This window comes from Tistrella sp. (genome assembly GCF_002684955.1).
GTDB classification, from domain to species: Bacteria; Pseudomonadota; Alphaproteobacteria; order Tistrellales; family Tistrellaceae; genus Tistrella; species Tistrella mobilis.
Genome location: NZ_NYWI01000015.1, coordinates 1 through 25,625 on the forward strand (window position 1 = coordinate 1; position 25,625 = coordinate 25,625).

The window sequence follows — 25,625 nt, forward strand, 5'->3', positions numbered from 1 at the left end:
ATGGCTTTGGCATTCCTCCGCCTCGCCATGATCCGGATCATGATGCGGAGAATCGCAAGGAGCCGGAAATCATAGATAACTTCTCGGACGGACTCTGAGGTCATCTGACATCGCGCATGCGATGCTGGGGTTGAGGCAGGCAGAAGCTGCCTGGTTAAAAGATGTGACATACTCTGAACTGAAAGAATTTGCTCGGAAGTCCAAAGTCTTCCTCATGACCACGAAGGTGCCTTTTGGCGACTTTGTGGACGATGACGGTACGCGGCTTAATCTGGCCGCGCTCAGAGGCGGTTACGAAAAATGACCGAGATCGCGAAACGCAAGGGAGGTCGGCCGAAGATGGCATTCGAGCAAGATCTACGTCTTTTGATGACCTATCGCGCGATGGGATTCATCCGACCTGTGGTGGCCGCCCAGACAGCAGCCACATATCACCAGCTGCAGCGCGTTTTCCCTACCGCAGGTCCGGTGCGATTGTCCGTGAAGGGGCTCATGGAATCGGCATCCCTTGCAGAAATGACGATATTCTACCGTATGTATCTGCTCATCCGGAGGGATCCGCACCAGGCCATACACCTAAAAGATATTTTCGACGCCCATGTGGCTAAAACCGCTGTGATGGAGGCGGCGCCTGGGTTGGGTAAGCCACAGCTTGATGTCAATCTATCTTTTCTTTTGCTGAGAGAGGTGCGCGACGGCGGCCGATTGTGTCGCTTATATTGTGAGGAGTGTGATGGCGCGTTCGTCCAGCCCGTTGAGCACAAACGGGAAAGATGCCCTGTGTGCAGGGCCCTGAAGAAGGCAGCCGAAACCGCTGCACAAGGGCGCGGTCGGCAAACAGGGCGCCGATCAAGATAGCTGCTCTCATTCAGCTTTCATTCAGCTGGGTACAGAATGCGTGGCCCATTTCCCGTCGGCATGATCGCGGAATTGTTCTCAGATAGTGCACTGGGCAGGGTAGGGGGCAGTACCATGACATGAGCAGGGCCAGACAAGTATGTCACGCCGGCCCATGTTGAGGGAATCGAGAGCGCTGTTGACTGCCAGGCGACTGCATCAGGTCGTAGAAGCAGATGGCGACGGTCAGGCGTCTGCATCGAGGCGGTTCGATCGGTGTGCGATTCACATCCACCGCAAAATGTCAAGAAGAGAATAACAGTCCAAAACCTGCGCGGATCAACAAAACCGGCGGAAGTTTTCATTCGGATCGATCCTTATACTGGTCCCGGTAACAAGCACCGGGATAAACCATGTACTTCCCAAGAAATTTCAGAAAGCAGGCTGGTGTGCAAGCGAAATTCGTCGAAGAAGACGAATCGTTTGAGATGTTTCCGCCCTTTCACCGGGGTATACCCGTAGTAGACGTAGAAAAATCGATCGGGAAGCATCGATCTAATATTTCAAGTATGCGCTCGGCATTGGGCATGAGCGAAGAGGCATTCAGCCTTATAGTTTTGCCGGCAATTCGCAAATTTGCCGAATTCGTCGGCACCCTGCCGGCAAGTGAATCGCATCACCATCGGTACGTCGGCGGACTGATCGATCACAGCATCGAAGTCGCTACATACGCGGCACGCATGGCGTCGAGCCAGCAATGGCCAACGTCTGGCGCTCCTGAGGATCGCAATCGTGAGGTGCAGGCCTACAGGGTGGCGATCACCCTGGGTGCACTGACCCACGATGCGGCGAAACCGCTGACCGATTACGTCGTGACGGCGGTGGATGGCCGGGAGCCTGGCTGCCGCTGGGATCCGCTGAAAGGCGGGCTGATGGCGTGGGCGTCTGAGTGCACGGCGTCTCGGTACTTCCTCGCATGGCGCGGCAGACGGGGAGGGCACCATGAGAAGCTTGGCGCGGTGTTCTTCAAAGATATTTTTGCGCCGTCGCTGTTGGCGTATCTGCGTCGATATTCCGATGTGCCGTTTCGTACACTTTTTCATGCTTTGTCCGGCTCCCATGACCATCTCGACGATCGCACCCGTGCGGTGCTCCGTGACGCGGACGCCGAAAGTGTGAGGCGTGAACGTCTCGCGCATGCGGAAGTCGAAATGCGTGGTACAGCCGTCCCGGTCCTTGGCTACGTCAGAGAAGCTGTACGGGATCTCGTACGGCGCAGCTGGAGCCAGAATCGTCCAGGGGCGAGGGTGTGGGTCATGCGGGAACCGTCTGAACCAGAGCGCGTCTTCCTCGCGTGGCGTGATGGTGCCCAAGACATCCTCGGCTGGCTGAGGGCAGGTAATGTGCCGGCGGCGCCCCGTTCGCCGGAGGAGCTATTGCAGCTTCTGGCCGACCACGGTGAGCTGGTCACACACGATGAGCCGGGCGGTGATCGGCGGCGCTGGTGGCTCGCGCCGAATCTGTTGAATGATGGCCGGAAGCGGCTTCTGTGGCTAAGCGCGATCGAGCTGCGCGAGCCTGGTTTGTGGCTAGGCCAGCAGATGGCAGTCATGCCTGTCGAAGGTCGGATCCGACCTGATGGCGTAGAAGCGACGGAGCCTGTTTCTGCTAAGGGCGAGCCGGGCGTCGATCCCGACGATGATGGCAGGGACGCCAAGACGATCGTTTCCGAGGAGCGGGCTCCTGATCAGGAAGGCTCTGAAACGTGGCATCAGCTTCTGGCACATGTCCAGACGACGCCGACTGACGGGCTCTGTCGGGTCCAGGATGGCATGACTCTGGTGGCTTATCCGGATGCTCTGAGAGGGGTATCCCAAACTAATGCTGAAGCGGGCCCGAGATTTCTCCGGCTTGCGGAATCCCTGGTGCAAAGCGGTCATGTCATTCCCGCTGCGCCCGGCGTCATTCCAATCGTGTTGAATGATAAACGCTGGTTGCAACTGACTCCTCATGCGGCTGAGGAACTGAACAAGGGGACTGTTAAACAGCCCCAGAACGCTGTGCCAGTGGCAACCATCCCAGTTGGCTCGCAGCCTTCCACAGTGCCTCATCGAGATCATAGTGAGCATCAACCGAAGCCACCGAAGCGGGAAGTTTCACAAGGGCCGCGTGCTCGAACGAATGATGGCGAGCCTGAAAGGTACTCGCTCGCGCAGTTGGACGCAGCTGCTAGCGTCCTGCAGGCCGAAGGCCTCGTCTATCTCGAACCGCCAGATGCTGGTGATGAATCAGCATGGGGTGCCGCTGTGAGGCGCTGGATAGCAGCCTTGCCGATGGTCGCTAGGATCGATCGCAAGAATTACTCGGTTGTAGTCGCATGAGATCGTTTCAACAGACGCTTCGGCCCATCCACGAGTGGACCGCCGCTGGCGGTTGGGCGGCCGGTGCAAGCGTGACAGGCATCGGCATGTTGCTATCGCCTCTGCCAGACGCCCCGTTTGCCATTGCTGCGGGATTGTGTCTGAGTTTCGGCCTTGTTCGTGCGGGGGGCGGCATTGCGCGCCTGCGGGCCCGGAGGCGTCTGCTGCGCGGTCGTCCGCTGAGCTTCATTGATATCGGGGAATTAAACCGTCGGACCTCGCGCGACTCGGTGTGGCTCGGTTGGGGGTATGAATGGGCGCAGGAGCATCGGCAGCTGGCCGACGAACTCCTCGGTGCGTCGAGTGACGTCGTGGGAGGTTATGCGGCGGGGGGAGCGCGTTGGATCCACGGGTTAGAGCCCTCGGAAGGACACGTGCGCCTGCCCATCTCGGCGATCGATGTCCATACATGCCTCGTCGGAACCACGGGATCCGGTAAAACGCGGATTTTAGACTTGCTGGTCACGCAAGCTATCTTCCGGCAGGAGCCGGTCATCATCATTGATCCGAAGGGCGACCGGGATCTGGCAGCCACCGCTCGGCGTGCATGTGCCGCGAGCGGGCGCCCCGATGCTTTCCTGCAGTTTCATCCAGCAATGCCGACCCATAGCGTCCGGCTCGATCCGCTAAGAAGTTTTGGTCGACCCACTGAGCTGGCAAGCCGCATTGCTGCGCTGATTTCCACAGGCGCGTCAGGGGACCCATTTAAGGCTTACGCGCACCTAGCGCTGGTCAATGTGATCGCTGCGATGCTGATGGCTGGCGATCAACCGAGCCTGACGACCATCCGCGGTCAATTCGATGGCGGCGTCGAGGAGCTGGTGGTGGCTGCCATCAGATCCTATGCCATGAAGCAGGAGCTTGGCGATGTGCTGGAGGAGGAGATCCAGCACCAGAGGAAAGCCGCTGGAAAGCAGTTGCCGCTGGTATTCCATGTGATTGCCGCCTACCGCAAGAGGATTGCTTCGGTCAAAGGCAGCCCGGAGCTTGAAGGCGTTATCTCGCAGTTCGAGCACGATCGGGTGCACTTCAGCAAGATGGTGGCAAGTCTGGCCCCGGTGCTCGCCATGCTCACCTCGTCGCCTCTTGATGAGCTTCTGTCGCCTGATCGGCTGGATCACGATGATGCTCGCCCGATCTTGGACATGCAGCAGGTTATCACTGACAAGCTTGTCCTCTGGGTGGGGTTGGATGCGCTCTCAGATCCCATTGTCGGTTCAGCGATCGGTTCACTCCTCCTCGCTGATCTGACCGCAGTTGCCGGCGACAGATACAATCGCCTGGCGGATCTCAATCGCCGTGCCTCCTTGGAGGCCTGGGAAGAGCAGGAACGGCAATCACTGGAGCGGCGTATCAACCTCGTGGTTGATGAAGCTGCTGAAGTGATCAATGAGCCGCTCATCCAGCTGCTTAATAAAGGGCGGGGCGCGCGCGTGTCCGTCACGCTCGCGACTCAGACGATCGCGGATTTCACGGCGCGGTTGGGCGATGAGGCCAGGGCAAGACAGGTGCTGGCGAACGTTGGCACCATTATCGCACTGAAGATTCTCGATAACGAGAGTCAACAGTATATCTGCGAAGGATTGCGATCCACAAAAGTGGATGCGGTGGAAAAAGCCTTCGCCATTTCGGACAAAGGTGAGTGGTCGGAATATTCTGGCGGCTCAAGCGAGCGAATGATCAGCGAGGATACAGAACTGGTGCCGCCTAATGTGCTCGGTATTCTCCCGCCGCTTGAGTCGTTTATACGCATGGCGGGTGGAGCGGTGTGGAAATTGAGGTCTCCAATTCTTATTGGAGGTAAAGGCTCATGAACATAGTCGAAATGCCGACCTTCATTTTCCGGAGAAATCTCGAAAAGGGATTCGATGAGTCCTTCGCAGATTACAAAAAAACTTATAAACGAGACCGTTCGGCTGCGGATGCGATGTTTTTCATGTATCCGAGGTTACGCCATGTGTTCCGGGCGATCCATGATCATGTCTCGCTAGAGTTTGCTTGTTATAGCGATCAGTCGAAGCCTGTGGTGTGGCAAGCGTGGCACAAAGCCATCTCCGCCGGAATGGAGCCATTGGATTTCGATTTTCTGCGGGTCGCGGCGTCACTCGAAGCGGCGCTGCGGTGTGTCGTTTCTGAGCTGGCTCACATAAGTGTGGTGTCGCCCGACGGCGACGAGTGGACCCTAGATTGCGCAACCAGCTTTGCGATGTGGGCACGGCAGCACCCGGGAAACCTGCGCATACAAGAGGCCTGCGACTGGGACAGTATTCACGCACTGGCCCGACTGACGGCAACAGTGTGTGGAGATCGGGAAGTGGAGGTCATGCGCGATGCGCAAGCGTACCGCTAGTCTCCCACAGCGCGTGGCGGACGCAGAGAGCCCGTCGGGTGTCTGGGGCTGGCTGTGGGCGTTTGTTGTGCTCGAGGTCATTCTGGTCATCGCTTTCGTTCCGCATGGAGTGGCGGTTGCTCTCCTGGATGATGAACGTCAGATCGCGATCGACCAGGTGGGGGTCGAAGCAGCCGACTGGATCGATGGGGCAGGGTATGCCCTCTATGATCACATATTCGAGAAAACCGGCCTCAGGGAGCGGGTTTACGCAACCTTTCTCCCGAGTACAGAAGAATATGATGCGAAGGATGGCTTGCACAACATGCGGGATAAATTGATGCCCGTCGTTCGAGATCGTCTCTACGTCTTCTTCTTAGGCGCGTACGGCGTGTGTAGAAGGCTGGCCGCGTATCTTGTGTGGGTTCCGGCTTTGATCGGCCTTGTAATCGGTGCGGGTTTTGACGGCTACACATCCTGGGCCATCAGGCGTCACGCGTTCAGGTACTCGTCGCCGATTCGGCATCGTAGCGGCTATCGTCTCATATACATGCTGTTCGTAATCATGGCATTCGCCTTGTTTATCCCTATTGCGGTTTCTCCATTGTTTGTCTTGGGGATCATGTCTATGGGACTTGTGGGGTTCCACCTGACCGTCCGGTACATGCAGCGACAGATCTGAGGGAGAGTTGAAAATGGAAACGGTCAAAGTGCCTGCGCATGTCGACGAACCGCCATACCTACTGCTATGGCCAGCGGACGAGTTTGGCATGGTCGGCCTAGCATTTGTGCTGGGTATTGCCGCGAATCTACCGCTCATAGGCATAGCACTTGGGGTCGGTATCGGCATGGTCTACCGGCGATTTCGAACCGGGCGTCCTGATGGATATCTTCTTCACCTCGCCTATTGGGTGGGATTCGCATCCCTGAATTCCAAGGCATGTAGTAATGCCTTTGCCCGCCGGTGGCTGCCATGAAGCTGTCGCTTTTCATGGATACTTGGCGCGGTACCCGCGCTATGAACCGCTTTCTCATGATCGGGGTCATAGCGCTATCGCTTTCAAACTTAATATTCGGCGTGGCGGCTATGTCCAGAAAGACCACTGTTGTGCTTGTCCCGCCGGAGGTGCCGGAACGGTTCGAGGTCAGTGTGAATGCAGCCAACAGTGCCTACTACCAGTCGTGGGCGCTGTATCTGGCAAGCATCCTTGGCAACGTTACGCCAGCGAACATGGGAATGATCGAGGAGGCCATTGGTCCTTTTCTTTCGTCGGATCTGTACCCGCGACTTATCGGAAGTGTCCATGAGGAGATAGATGGTATTCGTCGATCACGTGTGACGACAGTCTTCCGACCTGCGCGGATAGAAAGCAAAGCAGGGTCATCGATATTCGAGGTCACGGGGCAGCATACGATTGTGAGCCCGGGGGGAGCAGAGACCACGACCATGCGGACCTACGTGTTTCATCTGAAGATCGTGCAAGGTCGTCCCACAGTGACGGAGTTCGAGGTTCGGAATGGACGCGTTATGAAGGATGTCAACTGATGGCTGGCTTTACCCGATCAGCATTCGTCACTCTGGCATGCCTGGGCGCGGGTGTTGCTGCTTCGGCTCAGGCGAGCGAAGGCGGGGCCGCTCCTTGGGAGATGCCGGTTGTCCCAGCCCATGTACTGGAAAATGCCCGCGCTGAAGTGAAGCAGGCGGATGCCGATTTTGCACTCGCGCAAGGACCCGAGATCACGATCAGGCCCGGCGCCGCCATTGGCATAGCCGTGGCATTGGATCACATCAACCGGATTTCGCTTCCATTTGATCGCCCGTTCATCGCAACAGCGTCGGGCGAACAGACCCAAATCGTCGGGAGTACGATTTACATCGCGCCCAAGACGGATGCGCCAATCTCGATGTTCGTCGCGCCGGATGGTGCGGACCAGCTGGCTTTCTCTTTGACGCTGGTGCCTCAGCCCAGGCCGCCCGCGAATTACGTGATCCGGTTCCCCTCTGATGTCGTCATCCCTCGCCCTCGGACGGATACGCCGACGCAGGGCAGGGAAAGCGACTATGTCGAGATGATCCGATCGACATTTGTAGACTTGGCTCTGGCCCGTGTACCGGCAGGCTATGACCTGCTGCCGCGGCCGGGAACGCTTCCGTTGTGCGCGGCGCCGGAGGGTGTGTCTGCGACATTCGACTTTACCCAGGCCCAGGTGTTCGCTGGTGCGATGGATGAATACGTTGTCGTTGCGACAGCCTCGGCAGCCGCCGATTTGATAGCGCTTGAAGAGAGCTGGTGCGCTGCGACCGGTGTGAAGGCTGTTGCCTACTGGCCGCATGCGGTCTTGCAGCCGCACGAAAAGGTCGAGGTGTTCATCGTGGCGGCACATCCGAGCGAACCGGCAGCCGCTCAGCGGCCTAGCCTGATCGGCCGGTGAAGGAGACGACGATGCGAGAGCGTCTGCAACAAAAGTGGGACCAGCTAAGCCCAGGAGCCAAGCGGGCCGCGATGGTAGCTGTGCTGGGCGGGAGTGGGGCAGCGATCATCGCCGTCATCGTGTTGATGAGTGGCGATCCACCGCCTCGGCCAAGCCGGCGTGACCAGGATATCAAAAGCGTGCTGACCGCACGCGATCCTCGTGAACTTACGATCGAGGACATGTCAGCGCGGATGAAGGCGCTGACGGAACAGAATGAAAAGCTGGCAGCCGCAGTCGAGGGATTCCGGTCGGACGCCAATCGCAAAGCTGCCGTGATTTCACCTGATGCAGTCGACCGACGGTTCAAAGAGGTCCATGACCGGAACCGCGTGCTGGAAGAGAAACTGGAGCAGCTGCAGGCTGCCTTCGATTCCCAGGTGAAGGCCGCTGCGTCGGCGCCCGCCGTGATCCCTGAACCAGGGGGAAGGCAATCCTGGTCTGCTGGTGCAACGGGTTCCCCGACGGCGACCGCGTCGACCGCGCCCGAGATCGACGCGAACCTGTTTGCGCGTGGACCGGTGCCGGCGGCGGGTACAAATCGGCCGCCGGCGCCTGGTACCTCGCGCGAGGCGCTGACGAGCGGCTCCGTGCGCCTCATCCGGCCGGAGCCGCTACCGGTGGCGGAAGCGCCGGACGCCCCCGACGTTATCATTCCGGTCGGGTCGATTTTTTCAGCCGTGTTGCTGAGCGGGCTCGATGCACCAACCGGCGAGGGGGCGCGGCAGAATCCGCATCCCGTCGTCGCACGAGTGAAGGATTTGTCGATCCTGCCGAATCGGTTTCGGGCGGATTTCAGGGAGTGTTTTGTAATCCTCTCCGGATACGGGGACTTGTCTACGGAGCGAGCCTATCTGAGGGCAGACAAGATCTCGTGCATCGCGACGGACGAGACCGTCATGGAAGCGAGCATCCAAGCCGTTGCCACGGGCAAGGACGGCAAGCATGGTGTGTCGGGACGGCTGGTCACCAAGCAGGGACAGCTGATTGCGAAGGCGCTCATGGCTGGCTTCGCTGATGGCGTCGCGAAGGCGTTTACGCGGGTACCTGTGCCGAGCCTCTCGGTATCTGACCGTGACACGGTGGCTTATCAGCGCGTTCTGTCGGCGGATTCTGTGACCTCCGCGACAATGACGGGGACGGGTGAAGCGCTTGAGCGCATCGCTGACTATTACATGACCATGGCGGAAGGCATGTACCCGGTCATTGAGGTCAACGCTGGGCAGCTGATCGACTTCATCCTCGTCAGCGGCTGGAATGTCAGCCGATCCGGGAAGACTCAATCAGCGACATTGCAGCCGACTGCAGCGTCCGCCGCAGCGTCCGCGGAGAGCATAGTCCGCGGGGTCGTTCCCCGGGGGGACGGGTCCCGTAATTAGTAAGAAAACATTCACATAATGCGACGCGAAGGAAGGAGGCACCTTTCCTCGCGAACCGTCTGATTGGCGTATTTATCGGAGAAATAATAAACCAATACGTGTGTTTCATTCGTTTGAAACATCATTTGTTCGCGCCGATCAGCAAAATCAGCGGAAGTTTTGCCGTGATTTGGGCGCTAAGCTCACTCAGGAGGTACCCATGAAACTTGCAGTTGCCATGGTCATTTTCGCCCTAAGTGGGTGCGCATTTGCTGTGGGAGAAGAGAACTTCGCGTGCGAAGATGAGCACATGAAGGGCTCTTGCCTCCCGGTCAGGGAGATGTATGAGGCGACCAATGGCCCGTCTCAGTCACTGCCTGTTGCGGGAGCGCCTATTGTAAATGTGGCAGCTCCTGTTGCCACAGCAGCGCCGGCCGTCACGGTCATCGAACCCGTGCCGGCCGAGGTTGTCAACGTCGTACCCTTTCGGAGTCAGCCCGTCGTGATGCGGATCTGGGTGGCGCCGTGGGAGTCCGATGCGGGCGATCTACACCTGGGTGGGTCGCTGCTCGTGGAAGTCGAGCCGCGGCGGTGGCAAGTCGGGAATGTGGGTGCCTCTGAACAAGGAGCCATTTTCTCTCCGTTGAGGAAGCACCGATGACCACGTTGACCATCGAAAATTTTGACGGCACCCGGGACCGGGGCTGTGAAGTGTCCCCGACCCCGAAGGTGCGCCGGAACATCCGTCCGCTGTATGTGGCGCTTGCCGTCGCAGCGATTGCTGTCGCAACAATGCCGGACGCGGCGCACGCAGGGACGGGTGGGGAGGAGTTCAATGAGATCACCGCCCTGCTCACCGGGTGGGTGACCGGCACTCTTGGTCGGATGCTCACGCTCATGTCCCTGATCGGCGTCGCGGCAGTTTGCGCTGTGAAGCATCACCTCGGCGGCCTGATGGCGACGGGCGGAATGAGCATCGCTTTGCTCTTCGTCCCCGACATTTTGGAGACGTTCTTTACTGCGACCATTTCAGCCTCGGCATATGTCCCTGCCATTTTCAGCGGGATGTCGATGCCGCCGATGTGATGGGCTGATCACGTTGCCTGTGGGGCGGCGGTGCTGACCTACCGCCGCCCATCGATTTATCAAGATGGTGAGATGGAGCGATGGCGATGCGGTGGCGTTCGGCAGCATTGGCGGGTGGCGTTTGCTTGGCGTTGTTTGCTGGTGAGGCGCAAGCGGATTTGCTGGAACTGCGCTATCGGGACGCGTCAGGCGCCGATCGTCAACAAGTAGGATCCGCCCAGTTCAGCAATCCGACTGGCACTGTCTCCGCCATCGTGTCCGCCGGGGTGGAGCGACGAGTGGCGATCGAGCTGCGCACCACCGATGGCGCAACACTTGCCTCGGCGACCAGTAGCGTGATCAGCGCCACCGATCGGATAACGGTCGGTGGCCTTGACCATTATGCGAAGACGCTGACTTTCCCCGCGCCGCCAGATGGTGAGTATCGCCTGATCTCGCGGATTCTGGCTGCCGATGGTACCACCGTGATTGACGAGGCCATCCAGGCCTGGAGCGTTGATACATCGCCGCCAACCGCTGGATGTTTCGAATTGCTCGGGACTTGGACCGGCAATCGCATCGCACCCTGTGCCGGCGCATCAGCCTGGGTCGCGTCGTCTTTTGAGGCGCAGGCCCTGAAACTGCATGACCTGGCCGACGCCAGCGGCATCGACGAGGTCAAGTTCACAGCGACACGATCGGGCGTGGTGGTGCGCGAGACTGCCGCGAAGTACGATGCCGCCAGCCGATCTGCGCAGATTGGCAATGGCAACGCCCACTCCGTAAACACAACGTATTTCCCTGATGAAGATGGGGAATACAAGGCGATGTTCACTGTTGTGGACAAGGCCGGTAACCGCGCGACCTTCACCCAACCGTTGTACTGGATCGCCAAAGGGCCTGGCGCAGAGATCGTCGCTGTCTATGACGGACGGAGCGACGAGAATTTTTTGCCAGCCGCGGGACCGTTGTTCGATGGGTTCAAACCATATGTCGCTGGCGTGACCAGCGACACCAATCCGGTGAAGATCGTGGTCAGGTACCCGATCGAATATGCCCCAGGTCCATCCCAGCCCTATCCCTACAAGGTCGGTGCCTATTCAGGTGCTGTCCTGACAGGCACTGGCGAAACGCCGGACTATGTCGACGGGGCATGGGCCTACAAGATCGTGAGCGGCTCTTATCGCTCTGGAGGGTGGAGCGGCTATGCAGGGATTAATCGATCCAAGCACTGGCTGATAGGATATCTGTATTATGACATCGACCTGGATCCGACAGCGGTCCAGTCCCCGAATATTACGAAAGTGGAAGTCGAGTGGTCAGATATCGGCTGGACCACGTCATCGCGCTGGCTGACCAGCAATACGGGGCCGCAGACGATGGTGCGTGCTCGCATTCAAGCCGAGCCACGGCCGTACGATCAGTTCGCGATCACCAGTTCCCCTTCTGCTGAGTGCACCATCCCGGCTGGTCAGACCAGCTGTGTGATGGAAATCGGGTACCTCTGGGCAGATCCCGGGAACGGTTATCGCCGCAGCGATGGCGGCGTGACCCTGGCTACAGAGGACCGCCTCCTGTCGGCGCGTGGCGGGTCAGCTTTCAACGTGCGCATGGATATGCATGCGCCTGAAATTGTCGGCTGGCGGTATCGGCAGGAGACGGACGATCTCATCGTGACGCTTCACGAGACGGATACACACTATCCTGCATATGTGGGGTCAGCGTCTCACCGTGTTCAGATCGCGTTCAAGCGGCCTGACGGGGAGGTGGCGTTCGAATCAGCTGAAGTTCTGTCGACGTCCGTCGGTGATGTTGTCTACGAGGCCGTTCTGCCGCTGAGTGCCGCGCCTGATGGCGCCTGGAATCTCGTGGTTCGTGCTCGTGACAGCGTCGGCAACGCCGCCGAGCGGACGGAGGACCTCATTCTTGATCGGGAAGCGCCCGTTGTGAACATCCTCTATGGCGATGTTCCCTATACGGGCGGCATGGTGCAGGATTTTGCGCAGTTTTCGGCGCAGATCCTTGATACGAACCCGATCGCGACCGCGAGCCTGCGGCTGAGAGGTGGGCCTGCGAATGAGGATGTGGTCCTCCCTCTGGTTCAGGCCGGAGAGCGCTGGGTGCCGGAGTACCCCGTTCTGTGGCCGACCACGGAGGATGGGCGATATGTTCTGTCGATCACCGCCACCGACGCCGACGGACATGTGGGGTCGTCATCTGTTCAGTTCGGGTTCGCTCCGCCGCAGGTCGACCTGATCGATGCTGGTGACGGGTTGTGGCTCCCGGGCATGGTGCACGCATTTCAGCGCCCCGATGGTCGATGGCCCTTCGAGTCTGCGCTTTTCGTGATGTCGTCAGGCGACCCGCTGTCCGGCATCTATGGGTTGCGTGCGACACTGCGTTCTGATTCGACCATCCCGGTCGCAGTGCGCGGCCATATCATTGCGCCTGGAGAGACTGTCGATCTCGGAGCCTATGATTTCGGCATGGCCGGCGGCCGCATCCAGCTTCCAGTGGCAGCCGCAGAAGTCGGCGCCGGTGTGGCGCATCTTCTCCTTTCGACGGGAGCGCCTGGTGCCCCGATCCTGGTGACGACGGTGCGCTTTTGGGTGCCGTCGGTCCAACTTCAGGGCACAGCATCCGCCACCCAGATCGTGGACCAGGTGTCGGTGTCTGCAGTCTCGCTGGCAGGATCCCGATGCCAGTTGACGAATAGCGCCACGGTCGCTGCCGAAGCTGATCCGCTCGGCGAGGATGCGACCTGCCTCGTCGAATGGGAGACCCTACCATCCGGCCTCGCGGTAACCGGGAGCAACGGGTTCACGGTCGCTGGGCGCGCTGCGGAAGCGGGCGACTTCGCTGTGAGCGCGCGGATCAGCATGTTCAGCGGCGGTAGTCAAATTCCATGGACCACCATTTCGGCTCCTCTGGTGATCGATCCGGCCGCCGGCGCCGCTTCGTGGGCGCTCGATGATCTGTCCTCCCCGATCCTCCGGACTATTGAAAGGGTGGAGACGGGGGTTCGCCAGGAAAGCGGTGCGGACTGTCCCCTCTATCTGGAAGCGGATCGCCTGTCAGCGCGAGCAGTGGCTGATCGCGGACAGATCGCCTGTATTTGGACCTGGTCAACGCTGCCCGAGGGCGTCAGAGCGGTGACGCGGGGCAGTCAGCCGGCGCTTGAAGGGACAGTCGGGTCGGTGGGCGAGCATGAGATCGGGTGGTCAGTGTCCGTGCTCGGCCCGAACGGGGCCGAGACGTTGATCGCCGATCAGGCGGCCAGCATCATGGTCCAGACCCCGCCTGCGCCCGAGCTGACGCTCGAGCGTCGCGGCGATGTCGTGAGCGGGCCGCAGACCGTGCCGGCGCAAGGTGGGTATGTCGGCGATTTGATTGCCACTGTGCCAGCTGGTGATCTGGTGGTCGATGTCACCTATCCGGACGGTGCGACGGACACTACCACAGCGGCAGGCACTGAATGGCGAGAGACAGTCGCTCGCAGCCGCCTGAATGCACGGGCCGCTCCGCTTCTGGAGCGTGCCTTGATTAAGGCCAAAGCGCGCTATGCGGCGCTGCCGGAAATGGAAACGACCCTGGACATCGAAACTTTCGCAGTGCCGCCGGAAACGGTGGCGCCGGAAATTGAGGTCCAATCGGGCAATGCTGTCGACACCGAACCGCTGCCCGTGCGTGTCTTCATGCGCGATTCCCGCAATAGGGACGTGGTCTCCCCGGATTATCTGGGCAACTGGCGGATCCGCTTGGTCAACGTGGTCTCGCGCACCGAATCGGTGCCGCTGACAGATTATGTCGAAGTGGCTGGCGGTGCTGAGGCGGCTTTTGCGCTTGATCTGGCCACGGTGTCGACAAGCACATTGCGTGTCGGGGCCGAGGCGGAGCTGATCGTGCCGGATGGACTGCCGACTGCCAGAGTGATGAGTACTCGGGGCATTTCCGTCGCCATTGTGAACGGATCCCCGGTCGATGGGGCCGTGGAAGGACGGAACCTCTCTGGCGAAGCGCCGCTGTCCGCGGCATTCAGTCTGTCCGTGTCGGCGGATATGGCGCGAGCGGCCGGGGATGTGTCGTGGGAAGTGTCGACGGATGGTGGGCAGGCCTGGGAGCTTATCCCGAACGCGAAGGGCCGTCGGCTGAGCCGCAGGTTCGATGCCGGCGATTACTTCGTCAGAGCCAGGATTACCAACCGTTGGTCGGGGGTGGCGACCTCGACTGAGTATGTGGCGGTGCATGCCTATCCGGCTCTCGATATCGAGGTGGATGGACCCTCGCGGGTCTTTGCCGGCGAGTCGGTCACGCTGAAGCCATCCATGAAGGATGGCGCCGCCACGGACGTTCAGGTCCGCTGGAGCCTCGATAGAGGCAAGAGTTGGATCGATGGGGCCTCAATCGAGATCACCCGCGAAGAAGCCACCCGTCTGAACGTGCTCATGGAAGCCAGGAGCGGAGATGCGGGGACCGCGGATGACCTTGCCTGGAAGCGCCGGTCGCATTCGCTGTCCTTCCTGCGGGTGACCGGTCCCCGTGTTCGACTGTCTGTGCCCAGTTATCCCGAGGCGGGGCGTGCCTATACCCTTAAGGCCACTTTGTCAGTGGCCTATGCCGAGTTTCGGGACCGGTTGCGGGGGCAGTTCACCCTGCCTGACGGGACCGTCGTAGACGGCCTGGAAGCCAGCTGGACGCCGTCGGTAGCGGATCTGGCGACCACGCCGGTCGTGACCTATACCGCTTGGATCGACGGGAAGCCTGGGACAGAGACCAGGATGAGCCGTCAAATTCGCGTCTGGCAGTATGTGTGGCCCGACCTCTCCCTGCGTGTGCAGCAACGTGTACCGTATGCACCCTCAACCGTCACAGTAAGCGTCGTCAGTAGCAAGTCCGTTCGGACGCTCGACGATTTCCAGACACAGTGGGAGTTGCCGCCGGGGGTGCGTGTGGTGCGTGCGTATTCGACACAGCAGATGATCGAGATTCCGGCTGCTGGCACGTATCCGATCAAGGTGGTGGCGACGGACGCGCGCGGCAATCGCGCTGAGCTTGAAACCGTCATCATCGCTGAAAGGCCGCCGGAGATCGCACTCGATATCGAGCTGCGTCCGATGACGAAGTATTTCAGGGCACCCTATGAGGTGCTTATCAAACCGAAGGTCGCCGGCGGGCATCCCCGAGACCGCGTTGAGGATTACTCTTTTGCGATCAACGGTTCGACCGTTGATGACCGTGGGAGCTATGCTACCGTGACGCTCGATGCGGGCGTTACGGCTGTCGAGGTGGTGGCGACAACCCGATATGGCTGGACCGTCACCAAGGCGGTGGAAGTATCGGTGCCGCCGAACCAGGCACCGGTTTGCACGCTGAATGCGGTCGAGGCCTCACGCGCGGTGATTTACCGAGCCGAGTGTACAGACGAGGATGGCTATATCGCTGGCTATAGGTGGCTGCTTGACGGTGTTGAGCGCAGAGGCGGGCCACTGCTGTCCGTGACGGATACCACGACGGCCGATCTCATCGAGGTCTACGCCCTTGATGACGCCGGCGTTGCGAGCAACGTCGTGAGCGCCACCAGAACCAGGGGTAGGTGAGGCCGATGACCTGCTTGAGTCGAGGACATCGGTCTTTTCTGGCAGCGGTCGGGCTGAGCCTGACCGCTGCCGTTCCGTCAGCGTGGGCCAGCGATTACGCCGCGCGACGTGGCTGGTTCTTCTATCTCGAACCACCCGTGGTGGAGGAGGAGGAACCGATTCTTGTGGTGCCCGAGCCTGAGCCGCCCCTGGTCACCAACCAGGCTGAGGAACCGGCCAAGGCTGCGGGGCCGCCGGCATTCTCGACCGCTTGGCTGCGCGAGTTTTACCCGAAGGTGCGCGATCGGGCGATTGACGATCCGACACCTGAGAACGTTCGTGCGGAGAGATATCTGACGCGCCTGATGCTCGATCGAGCCGAGCATTTTGCGCTGGCGACAGCGAAGGTGGTCCAGGAGGATCCGCGCCTGGACGAGAACGTGCGTCGGCCGACCATGCCGGCCTTCTCGAGTTCGATGGATATCGACGCAGCGGTCGCTAGGGATGCCCTGAGTGTGAAGCTCGCTGATGAGGGCGAGTTGTGGATGTTCCACGAGGGGGCTGCGTGCCGCCCATGCGTTCAGCAGCTGGGCATTCTGAAGAGTTTTCAGGCGCGCATTGGTATCGGTATCAGAGCGATCAGTTTGACCGACGATGTGCCGGACTGGGGTGTTCTGTCGGTTCGCGATGGGGGCCAGGCGCGCGCGCTCGGTGTCGAGGTGGCGCCCACGACGTTGTTTGCCAGCCGCTATGGGGGGATCTCAGTTATCTCCCATGGGCCTGTGGCTCAAGACGTGCTCCAGATGCGCCTGATCGAGGCCGGCGGTGAGTTGGGGTTGCTGACACAGCAGGAGGTCGTGTCCGCGCGTGCGGTTCGGCCGGCATTGCCCGTCGACATGACGACAATGGCTGCTCAGCTGGAGGCTCTTGGAGAGCCTGATGATGTGGATGCCGTCGTTGCAGCAATTTCTCAGTGGAGCGACGAGTGATGCGCTGGGGTGGGGTTGTGGTCGTGGCTATCTGCATGGCCGCCGGTGTGCCGGCCCAGGCCGGCCTTCAGCAGGAGATGGACGGGCTTTTCGGCCAGCTCGGCAATGTGACGCCACCGGCAGTGGTGGATACAGCCCGGCGAGGGGGGGTCTTCGGCGGACAGGTTGCTGTCCGCAACAGGATCATGAATGAACAGCTTGTGACATTCAGCCCGCCCAGCTTCAGGGCGGGCTGTGGCGGTATCGACCTCTACGCAGGCAGCTTCTCGTTCATCAACGGGGAGCAGTTCGTGCAGCTGGCTCGTAGTGTGGCTGCGAATGCGCAAGGCTATGCCTTCAACCTGGCACTCGGTGCGGCCTGTCCGCAGTGTCTCGCGATTTTCGAGACACTGCAGAAGAAATTGCAGGAACTGAACCAACATTTTGCCAACAGCTGCCAGCTCGCGAAGGGAATCGTTAACGATGCCGTCTCGGCCGTAACGTCGCAGAAGGCGTCCGAGGCAGGCATCGTGGCGACCATCGAAGGTGGCGTGTCGGATTTTTTCCAGGGATGGACGCAGGCCGATGGTAAGGCACCGGCACAGAAGGCGGTGGAGGCGGCCCCACAGAAAGCAGCAGAACGCATCCAGGGAAATGTCGTGTGGCGTGCCCTGAAGAAGGCAAATGTTGGATCGTGGTACACCTATGGTGGTGACGATCTTCTTATGGCGATTCTGAATGTGACGGGCACCGTTATTGTCGGACCACCATCCGATGCGGGCGATGGATCCTCCAAGCAGGATATTACAATCATTGATGGGGGTGGTATTACACTTGCCGATCTCGCGTATGGAGGAACATTTTCCATCCAGACCTGTGATGGAGATCGGAGTGAAAACGGCTGCCTCACGATGAGTGGCAAAACAGAAGTGCGCCTCCGAGGCTTCAACGAAATTGTTGCAACCGCTCTTGGCAGCTATTCAGAAGGTACTGGGTATTTGGGGGCTTACAGATACAATTACCGTCCCCGTGATGAAGACGTAGCCGTTTGGGCGGGGCTTGATGGCGCACTATCAGGGCTACTGGTTCAAGCAACCAAACGTCCATCGGCGACCATTGATGATATTGTTGCACGAGCGATGCCCGTCTTGGCGAACGAGCTGGCATTCTCGGTGCTCAGTGGCAATCTGAGGGCTGCCAGAGTCGCATTGGCCAGTGTGACGGGCGCCGATGCAGAACAAGCGCGCCAAGTTCTGAACGCCGCTGAAAATCGTCTTAATGCAGAGTATACACAACGTTCCACACAGCTGGGGCCATTCTACGCACAAATTGATAAGTTGAGGCTAATATCTCAGTATGAAGCGGTGCCAACTCTGAGCCTCTCCAATTATGGCCGTCAATAAGGGGCTCATGTCATGGGTTTTGACATCATAGTACTCGGTGATGTTGGGTCTCTTGCTGACGTGTTCAACGCTCTTGCGATGGTGTTCACCAGCGGGACGATGAGGGGTGTTGTCGCGGTAGGCTTTCTTGTTGGCCTGATCTTCGCGGGCTGGCAAGCCGTGGCGAGCATGGATGTCGGTCGTCCATTGTGGGGACTATTCGCCGGTTTCATCTTGTATATGGTCGCGTTCGCACCGACGACGACGATCACCCTCGAAAGCGTTCGTACAGGTGAGGTGCGACAGGTTGCGAATGTTCCGGTTGGTGTAGCAGCCACCGGTGCGATCATGAGTGCGGTGGGCCTTTATCTGACCAGGGAGCTTGAGACGGCTTTTGGGGTACCAGGGATTACCGATGGAGAGGTCGATAACCCAATGGCCGTTCTCCGGACCGTCGCGCTCACGTCTTATGGTCGCGCGGCGCTTGGCGCATCCAACGAGCCTGTGCCGGGGCTCTCGTTCTGGGATGGGTGGACGCGCTATGTCCAGGATTGCACAACGTCCATGATAACGCGGGCGGTGAGCGATGATGGCAGTGGTGCTCGATCGCTGACGAACCTGCAAAGCATGGCAGATCCGCTGGAGGCGCTGCGCTTCGACCACGTCATGTATGGCACAGACGCGGCCACAGGAGGGGCCGCGATCATGTCGTGTCGAGACGCTTGGCAGGAGCTGGCGACATTCACCCGCACGGAGTTCCTTCCGGCGTACTATGAGCAGCGCTTGGCTCCGTTGCTTGGCTTCAGTAGCACTGGGGCAGGTCCTGAAGCACAGGCACTCGTGGCGGCGGCCCTGCAGAGCTTCACGAGGCTGGGTTTCGCACGGGACATCGATCCTGATTCATTTGTTCTCGCGACGCTTCTCGCCAACGTCTATCACGAAGGTGCCGCTCAACGGTACATGCAGGAGATGCATTTTACCGAGGCAGAAGCCATTCGAGATGCGATCCGCCAGAGAAATGCCCAGTGGGCAGCTGAGCGAAGTATGTTTACGAACTCGATGGATTTTATTATCACGTTCGTCGAGATGTTCGCGTTCGCAGCAACTCTTTTCGTGCCATTTTTGCTCGCACTTGGACCGAGTGGCCAGAGACTGTTGCCTAAGTACTTTATTCTCTATCTTTGGATTAACCTCTGGTATCCGACGATCGCCATTATTCGGCTGTATTCAGCCAACGCGATGGGAGGCGTGATCAGTGGTCTTGAGGATGTGGAGCTGCTTCCGCTGACGTCACTGCTGGGGGTGATGCAGTTTGAAGGGCGTCTGGCAGATCAAATGGCAGTCACCGACATGCTGATGGCGGCAACGCCCATGCTCGCACTGACCCTGGTCACCGGTGGTGCGATCGCGACGTCTGCCCTGGCGGGCCGTATGCAGTCGGCGGATCACTATGACGAGCAGCGTTCGGCACCTGCACTGACCGCCGGCACGCCGATGGTAGCCTCCGAGACGCCCTTCACGCAGAACGCCTTCGGCGTGGTCTCGCGCACGAATGTGGGCTCGGCGATGCCGGAGATCGAGGTTGGCTACGCTGCGTCTCGTTCGACAGCTGTGCAGGAACAGGAGGCTCTCCGCGCGAGCCAGGGCCTGGCGACGTCACTGCAGCATGCGATGTCTGATTCGAGATCCGTGGCTGACAGCAGCGGCTTCACGCGCGCCTATGGCAACACCTTCATGAGCGATTCGAGTCGTACTTGGCAGACAGTGCGGAGCCAAGTGGAGCGTATCGCGGAAAGTCGTGGCATCACCGACGAGAAGGCGATCAACGACGCCACAGCTGCGACTATCGCTGCGAACGCCGGCACAGGACTACTCACAAAATTGGCCGCCGGTGTGGCATCACGAGGGAAGTCGGAAGCCTTCTTCCAGACGGAAGAAGGTAAACGCGCTTTGGCAGCAATGAATATTCTCAGCGTGTCGGGGAGTGTTGCGGCACAAAATACGGATAAGATCGGCAGCACTGTTGCGAACACGCTCGCCGACGAGGCGAGCCGGGCATTGTCTAGCGGAGAGAATGTCCAGCTCGGGGAAGCAATGGCCTATGATCTGAACTCGAGCGCGGGCCAGCAGCTGACCAGTACCTTTGGCGCATCGCACCAGGAAGCTGTTAGCCAGTCTGCCAGCGAGATGCGCGAGCGCAGTGAGGCGTTGCAGCGCGCGGAGGCCTTCTCGTCTACCTTCAGCAGCGGTAAGCGCATGGATGTGGCGGACCTCGCCGGCAAAGTCCTGAATGCGCCCGAGGCACGCCAAGCGCTCGATCGAGCGGTCGTCGCGATCGGTGATCCTGCACAGCCGGCGCTGGACGATGTGGCGCGCGACCTGGTCAGGAATCCGAACCTGCGCGGCAGTATGAGCGACGCGCAGGCGGAAACGGCTGCCAAGCTCCTGTACCTCCAGAACCTCGGCCGGGCCTCTTTGAGCACGGACGTCCAGGCGAACGCAGTCACCGCACTGAGTGGCGTGATAGGTCAGGCGCTGCCTGGGGTTGGGATGGGTGCGCGGCCTACGCTGGATAGTCCGGCGCCCGATGCGCCGCAATTCGGTGCGATCCATTCCGAAGCGGATAGGATCCGAGGTGCAACGGAGTCACGGTATGGCGGGCTGGCTGGAGCTGGTACGCTTCGACCCGACCAGGTGGCAGAAGCAGCAGATGCTTACACGTCTGGAAACAGCCCAGACATGCCGCGGATGGACGAACGCTTCGCCGACGACGCACGGCGAAGGATGGAGGCCGAGAGCGGCACATCACCGACAACCGGTAGTTTTGCCCAACAGAGAGAAGCTGCTAATCTATATCAAGAAGGTGGTCGGGGCATGATCGGCGATTCGACCGTAGGGGCGCGAGTGATGGGCCGCGCGACGAATATACTTCACGATACAAGTAATGAAATAGAGAAGGGTGCTGACGATCTCGCGAAAAAGGAGTGAGGTAAATGGAGTACATTTGGCATGAAATCTTGGTACCAGTTATTGTGTTATGCGCAAGAGTGCTTGCCTTCATTATTCGGGGGTTTGCAGACGTCTTCGGCATCGTGATGCTGTACGGATTCACGGCGCTGATCGTGTTCGCCATTGTGAGCGCGCCTGTTGCCATAATTCTGGGCGTTGTTGGTCAGGCGCAGATGACGATCGACCTCTATCGCCTCCTGGGGCGTTCGATTGGTCGAGCGTTCAGGAAGCGCCATGGTGAGCATCGCTCGGATCCACCGCCGGCAGAGGATGTGACAGTCAGACGCGAGCCGCAGCTCGGCCGCGAGGACATTGGGGTAAAGGGGGGTGGCGCGTGAGCTACCCCTCTTTTTTCTTGAGGCAGATGGTCCGCCCCTGGGTCCGGTTCAGCTTGTTGTGTCTGTTGATGGTGCCGTGGTCAGGCTGCGCCGCAGCAGAACAGATCACGGGCAGTGCACGTGTGATTGACGGTGACACGCTCAGCGTAGATGGCACACGGATCCGTCTGTACGGGATAGATGCGCCTGAAACTAAGCAATCCTGTTTGGATGAGATGCAGCGGCGATGGGCCTGCGGGCGTGAGGCCACGCAGTGGCTGCGCTCACTCGTTAGTGGGCAGACGGTGGTCTGTGATGTCTTGGATCAAGACCGCTATGGCAGAGTGGTCGGCCGGTGCCTGGTCAATGGCTACGACATCAACAGGCGCATGGTCGCTGACGGGATGGCGGTGGCCTATGTGAACTACAGCCGAGACTATGTGGCCGATCAAGCCTCGGCGCAGGCGGCTGGTCGTGGGCTTTGGGCTGGGCGGTTCACGATGCCGTGGGAGTATCGGCGTCAGAGCCGGCCTCAATAAGCGTCCGAGCAAGGCCTCGCATCGGCTGGGCCCGCTATTGGCGACCTGTCAATTGACTGTGGCCCATCGGCTGTTGGGCTTTGCAGGTGGAATCAGCTGTTCGTTCGGCGGCAATTATTGACCCGTCTGGTCGTTCGAGTATCTCAGCCTAGGCTGCTCAGGAACCCGGCAGGCTTCGGTCGTCCGCATCGTGTTCGTTCGCTGACCGCATAGCCTTTTCATGAACTTGTGCTGAAGCAATACGGTGTATCGCGCGCAATGTGTTTATGCAGTCTTCCAGGTGAAATTTGTTTGTATACCGGTCTAGGGTTTCTTTGGGTTGACTCTTAAGTCCATAGTGACGATGCGGACTTAGATAACTTTCGTACATGCTAATCAGTATTTCACATGATTGCATGACTCCGCCCACATCATCATTTATTAAATGTTCTCCCAAGCTGTGAAGATCTAAAATAATATCAGACAACCACATTACGTCGTAGGATCGGTGAGGTTGGTTTTGCCAAGTTATCCAGTGAATATCGGCATAGGCACTATGCATCCGGATCTCCGTGGCGACCTTCTTTGTGAAAACGAATAGTTCACCAATGTGACGCTGCATATCACTATTTATATGCATTTAAATTGTCCTCTAGCTATGTGATGAATAGGAGCCGCTTTCCTGCTAGGATGCAGCGACGACGGTAGCAGCTAACCTTGATCCCCGTTCCAGTAGCAGAAATTCTTATTCATGCCGTAGGGAATCATGGCTAGCTGACGCCGTCCACTCTTTTTCCTGGAGAGCCTCCTAGCCCCCAGCGAAGCGCATCAGCCGCCGTCGCACCTCGGTTGCAGGTAGCCGGCATCTGGGGTGCGCGAACAGGGTGCTCAAGCCACCGTGCAAGCGTTCGAAGCCCACATGATTGCCGTCCGCAAGTTGGTCGAACATCCATAGTACGCCGTGCATATCGAGATGCTCGGCAACAGCCAGTTCACGGAGTGTGCCGTCGCCGGTTAATAGTCCCCATTCCCTTGACTCGGCGATGGCGAATGCGAAGGTATCGGGAACAGAGAGCCGACGGTATTGACGGTTGATAATGGTCGCGCGCCGCAGCTCGACGGGGGTGAGTTCTTCTATCCGCAAGCCAAGGCGGACCAGGCGCTCGCCGAGGGGACCGGCAAGCTCTCTGTCATACAGCAGGTCAGGCACCGCGAACTCGTATGGCAGAAGGAACATCTCCTCAAGCAGGGACGCTCTTTCTAGGTCAATCACGACGGATGTGTCCGAGACGAGAATGGGCACAGATTAAACCGCCACCTGATCCAGTCGCTTGTCGAGTTCCCGCACGGAAATGCCAAGAAGTTCGGCAGCCCGCGATTCGCCAATGATCCCTTCTGCTAGTGCCCGATAGCAAAGGCGCTCGAAACGCCGGGGCTCCTCAACTTCAGGAGGCATGCTTTCCGGCTCCTCATAGGGTGCCGTGCGCCATCCGCGTTCGGCGAATATCTTGAACAGGCGCGCACATGCCGGCTGACTAATAATGCCAAGATCCTTACACCGATAAGCCAACGCCTGCACGCTCACACCGAAGCGCTTTTTCATGGCGACCAGTTCGCCGATGCTGATCGACGACCGATGTGCGCCGATTTCGGCGCGCAGAACATCGGCCGGCATCAGGAAGGCGCCGGCGAACCGATGTGCGGCCTTCTCTTCATCAACCCCTTCCGAGGGAGCGATGACCATATGGCCGAGTTCGTGCGCCAGGTTGAACCTTTTGCGCTCGGACCACGTACTCCGCTTGATGACGATGACACGCGCAGCATCGCGCTCCTTGCGCCTCACCTTGGCAGCGAGACCATCGACATTGTCCAGATCCAGCGAGAGGACTTTGATCCCGCGCTCCTCGAGAAGCTCCGCGAGCAGGGGGATCGGATCGTTGCCAAGCCCCCAGTCTTCGCGAACCGAGCGGGCAGCATCTTCCGCATCGCGGACATCGGCGACCGGATGTGGCGCGCTGCGCGGTTGCTCCCATTCTACGCTTCGCATGTGGAGAAGATCCTCGACGGAGAGGTAGCGCTCCAACATATGAATCGCGCGAGCCTCCAGTGCGGCTGCTTCCCTTGACGACGTTCCCACTCTTTTGCGGAAATCCACGCCTTCAAGCGAAATTTCTTCCTCGCTCAGGAGATACTCTTCGGAGACGTGAAGGGCCTTCGCGAGCGCGATCAGGACGCGGGAACTTGGCATGTCCTCGTTGCGCTCGTATTTACCGATTGCCTGGGCCGACACCACCCCGTCCATCGCATCTGCGAGCGCGCGCAGCGAGAGGCCCGACGCCGACCGAGCGACCCTGAGTTTGTTTCCGATCACGGCGGCCTCCTAGCATTATCTGGTTTCCAATTTAGGATTTTGGTCCGTGTTTGTAAACCGCAACCTCTTGAAACGCAGATAATGAGCGACCATCTGGAATAAAGTTGTCGTGCATTTGGCACGTTTGTAAACCGTTTCGCGTCGATGCGGGGCCGGCCTGTCCCGATCGTATCGATCCCGTCAGGCCGGCAGGAGCACCCATGACTCTCACGAATACCGAGCTTCGCTACTATGACAGCAACGTGCTTCGTCTGCCTGCAGACAAGCGCAAGGAATATCACGCACAGGTCGATCGATTGATCGACGAACTACGGAAGCGCGTCAGGGATAAGAAGGAGATCAAGATCACTAAAGTCGTGAAGGCCGGATCCTTCGCGAAATTCACGATCCTCCGCAAGACGACCTACGATCCCGTCGATGTCGATGTGGTATTTTACATTGCCGGCCGCGACGCGAGAGCAGAAACACTCGGTAGTCTGAGCGCGACGATTTACGATTTGCTCATCAAGATATACCCGAACAAGTCGGTGGAGGATTTCGAGATCCAGCGCAAGGCCGCAACCGTGACGTTCGTGGGCACGGGATTGAGCGTCGATATCGTGCCGGTGATCGAGGACGAGGCCCGGCCGGGGTATGGCTGGCAGTTTGACATTCACGGCGGCCCGAAAATCCAGACCTGCGCGCCATGCCAAATCCAGTTTGTGCGCGACCGGAAGAACCAGGACGGCGATTTCCGCACACTGGTTCGCATGGCCAAGAAATGGCGCAACTACGCGGAGATCAGGCCGCTCAAATCGTTCGTTATCGAGTTGATCATGGCGCATGTATTGGCTACCCAGGGCAAGGAAGGCAGCATTGAACAACGCTTCCGTAACTTCCTGCTCTACATCGCTCAATCCGGTCTTAAGAGCCCGTCCGGAAGGTTATTGAATCCGGTGAATCCGTTGTGATTCTATGCCGCGCCAGAGGAAATGGGAGCGGACAGAATGTGGACGACGGAAAC

General features: G+C 59.3%; 19 protein-coding genes and 1 pseudogene. 18 read left to right on the top strand and 2 right to left on the bottom strand.

From position 1 onward, the window contains the following. Window positions 1-300 precede the first annotated feature (300 nt). The 17 genes from CMO28_RS03875 to CMO28_RS03945 all read left to right on the top strand — a co-directional run bounded on the left by CMO28_RS03875 (window position 301) and on the right by CMO28_RS03945 (window position 22,272). Window positions 301-858, top strand: coding sequence for a FlhC family transcriptional regulator (locus CMO28_RS03875; RefSeq protein ID WP_296709880.1), 558 nt, complete (start codon window positions 301-303; stop codon window positions 856-858). Between the two features lie 392 nt (window positions 859-1,250). Then, window positions 1,251-3,218, top strand: a complete 1,968-nt coding sequence (gene mobH / locus CMO28_RS03880; protein ID WP_296709882.1) for a MobH family relaxase — start codon at window positions 1,251-1,253, stop codon at window positions 3,216-3,218. A gap of 71 nt (window positions 3,219-3,289) precedes the next feature. After that, complete coding sequence (gene traD, locus CMO28_RS03885; protein ID WP_296709886.1) at window positions 3,290-5,071, top strand: conjugative transfer system coupling protein TraD; 1,782 nt, start codon at window positions 3,290-3,292, stop codon at window positions 5,069-5,071. After that, window positions 5,068-5,607: a hypothetical protein gene (locus CMO28_RS03890; RefSeq protein WP_296709889.1), complete on the top strand. Its 540-nt coding sequence runs from the start codon at window positions 5,068-5,070 to the stop codon at window positions 5,605-5,607. The genes traD and CMO28_RS03890 overlap by 4 nt, the downstream gene beginning before the upstream one ends. Then, window positions 5,588-6,268: a DUF4400 domain-containing protein gene (locus CMO28_RS03895; protein ID WP_296709892.1), complete on the top strand. Its 681-nt coding sequence runs from the start codon at window positions 5,588-5,590 to the stop codon at window positions 6,266-6,268. Before CMO28_RS03890 ends, CMO28_RS03895 begins: the two co-directional genes overlap by 20 nt. A gap of 13 nt (window positions 6,269-6,281) precedes the next feature. After that, window positions 6,282-6,563: a type IV conjugative transfer system protein TraL gene (traL, locus tag CMO28_RS29875; RefSeq protein ID WP_416370956.1), complete on the top strand. Its 282-nt coding sequence runs from the start codon at window positions 6,282-6,284 to the stop codon at window positions 6,561-6,563. Next, window positions 6,560-7,132: a TraE/TraK family type IV conjugative transfer system protein gene (locus tag CMO28_RS03900; RefSeq protein WP_296709897.1), complete on the top strand. Its 573-nt coding sequence runs from the start codon at window positions 6,560-6,562 to the stop codon at window positions 7,130-7,132. The genes traL and CMO28_RS03900 overlap by 4 nt, the downstream gene beginning before the upstream one ends. Continuing rightward, a complete protein-coding gene (locus CMO28_RS03905; protein WP_296709902.1) occupies window positions 7,132-8,019 on the top strand; it encodes a TraK domain-containing protein in 888 nt (295 codons plus the stop codon). The genes CMO28_RS03900 and CMO28_RS03905 overlap by 1 nt, the downstream gene beginning before the upstream one ends. Before the next feature lie 11 nt (window positions 8,020-8,030). Then, window positions 8,031-9,437, top strand: coding sequence for a TrbI/VirB10 family protein (locus CMO28_RS03910; RefSeq protein ID WP_296709905.1), 1,407 nt, complete (start codon window positions 8,031-8,033; stop codon window positions 9,435-9,437). A gap of 319 nt (window positions 9,438-9,756) precedes the next feature. Further along, complete coding sequence (locus CMO28_RS29880; RefSeq protein WP_416370957.1) at window positions 9,757-10,077, top strand: TraV family lipoprotein; 321 nt, start codon at window positions 9,757-9,759, stop codon at window positions 10,075-10,077. Continuing rightward, entirely contained in the window at window positions 10,074-10,502 is a 429-nt protein-coding gene (locus tag CMO28_RS03915; RefSeq protein WP_296709908.1) for a hypothetical protein, read from the top strand. Before CMO28_RS29880 ends, CMO28_RS03915 begins: the two co-directional genes overlap by 4 nt. A gap of 80 nt (window positions 10,503-10,582) precedes the next feature. Then, a complete protein-coding gene (locus CMO28_RS03920; RefSeq protein ID WP_296709912.1) occupies window positions 10,583-16,078 on the top strand; it encodes a DUF4165 domain-containing protein in 5,496 nt (1,831 codons plus the stop codon). Window positions 16,079-16,083: 5 nt separating this feature from the next. Then, window positions 16,084-17,046, top strand: coding sequence for a conjugal transfer protein TraF (gene traF / locus CMO28_RS03925; RefSeq protein ID WP_296709915.1), 963 nt, complete (start codon window positions 16,084-16,086; stop codon window positions 17,044-17,046). Between the two features lie 35 nt (window positions 17,047-17,081). Then, window positions 17,082-18,428 (top strand): conjugal transfer protein TraH, encoded by a 1,347-nt coding sequence (locus CMO28_RS03930; protein WP_296709918.1) that lies wholly within the window; start codon window positions 17,082-17,084, stop codon window positions 18,426-18,428. 12 nt (window positions 18,429-18,440) lie between these two features. Next, a complete protein-coding gene (locus tag CMO28_RS03935; protein ID WP_296709921.1) occupies window positions 18,441-21,395 on the top strand; it encodes a conjugal transfer protein TraG N-terminal domain-containing protein in 2,955 nt (984 codons plus the stop codon). 5 nt (window positions 21,396-21,400) lie between these two features. Then, complete coding sequence (locus CMO28_RS03940; RefSeq protein WP_296709926.1) at window positions 21,401-21,754, top strand: hypothetical protein; 354 nt, start codon at window positions 21,401-21,403, stop codon at window positions 21,752-21,754. After that, window positions 21,751-22,272: a thermonuclease family protein gene (locus tag CMO28_RS03945; protein ID WP_296709929.1), complete on the top strand. Its 522-nt coding sequence runs from the start codon at window positions 21,751-21,753 to the stop codon at window positions 22,270-22,272. The genes CMO28_RS03940 and CMO28_RS03945 overlap by 4 nt, the downstream gene beginning before the upstream one ends. A gap of 787 nt (window positions 22,273-23,059) precedes the next feature. Here CMO28_RS03945 and CMO28_RS03950 read toward each other — a convergent pair. Continuing rightward, window positions 23,060-23,554 (bottom strand): hypothetical protein, encoded by a 495-nt coding sequence (locus CMO28_RS03950; RefSeq protein WP_296709932.1) that lies wholly within the window; start codon window positions 23,552-23,554, stop codon window positions 23,060-23,062. A gap of 3 nt (window positions 23,555-23,557) precedes the next feature. Further along, the gene (locus CMO28_RS03955; protein ID WP_296709935.1) at window positions 23,558-24,622 is read right to left on the bottom strand and encodes an XRE family transcriptional regulator; all 1,065 of its coding nucleotides are present in this window, start codon (window positions 24,620-24,622) and stop codon (window positions 23,558-23,560) included. A 200-nt stretch (window positions 24,623-24,822) separates the two neighbouring features. On the opposite strand from CMO28_RS03955, the pseudogene CMO28_RS03960 reads away from it, so the two are divergent. Then, window positions 24,823-25,530 (top strand): annotated as a pseudogene (locus tag CMO28_RS03960) (CBASS oligonucleotide cyclase); the annotation flags it as partial. Window positions 25,531-25,625: the final 95 nt, after the last annotated feature.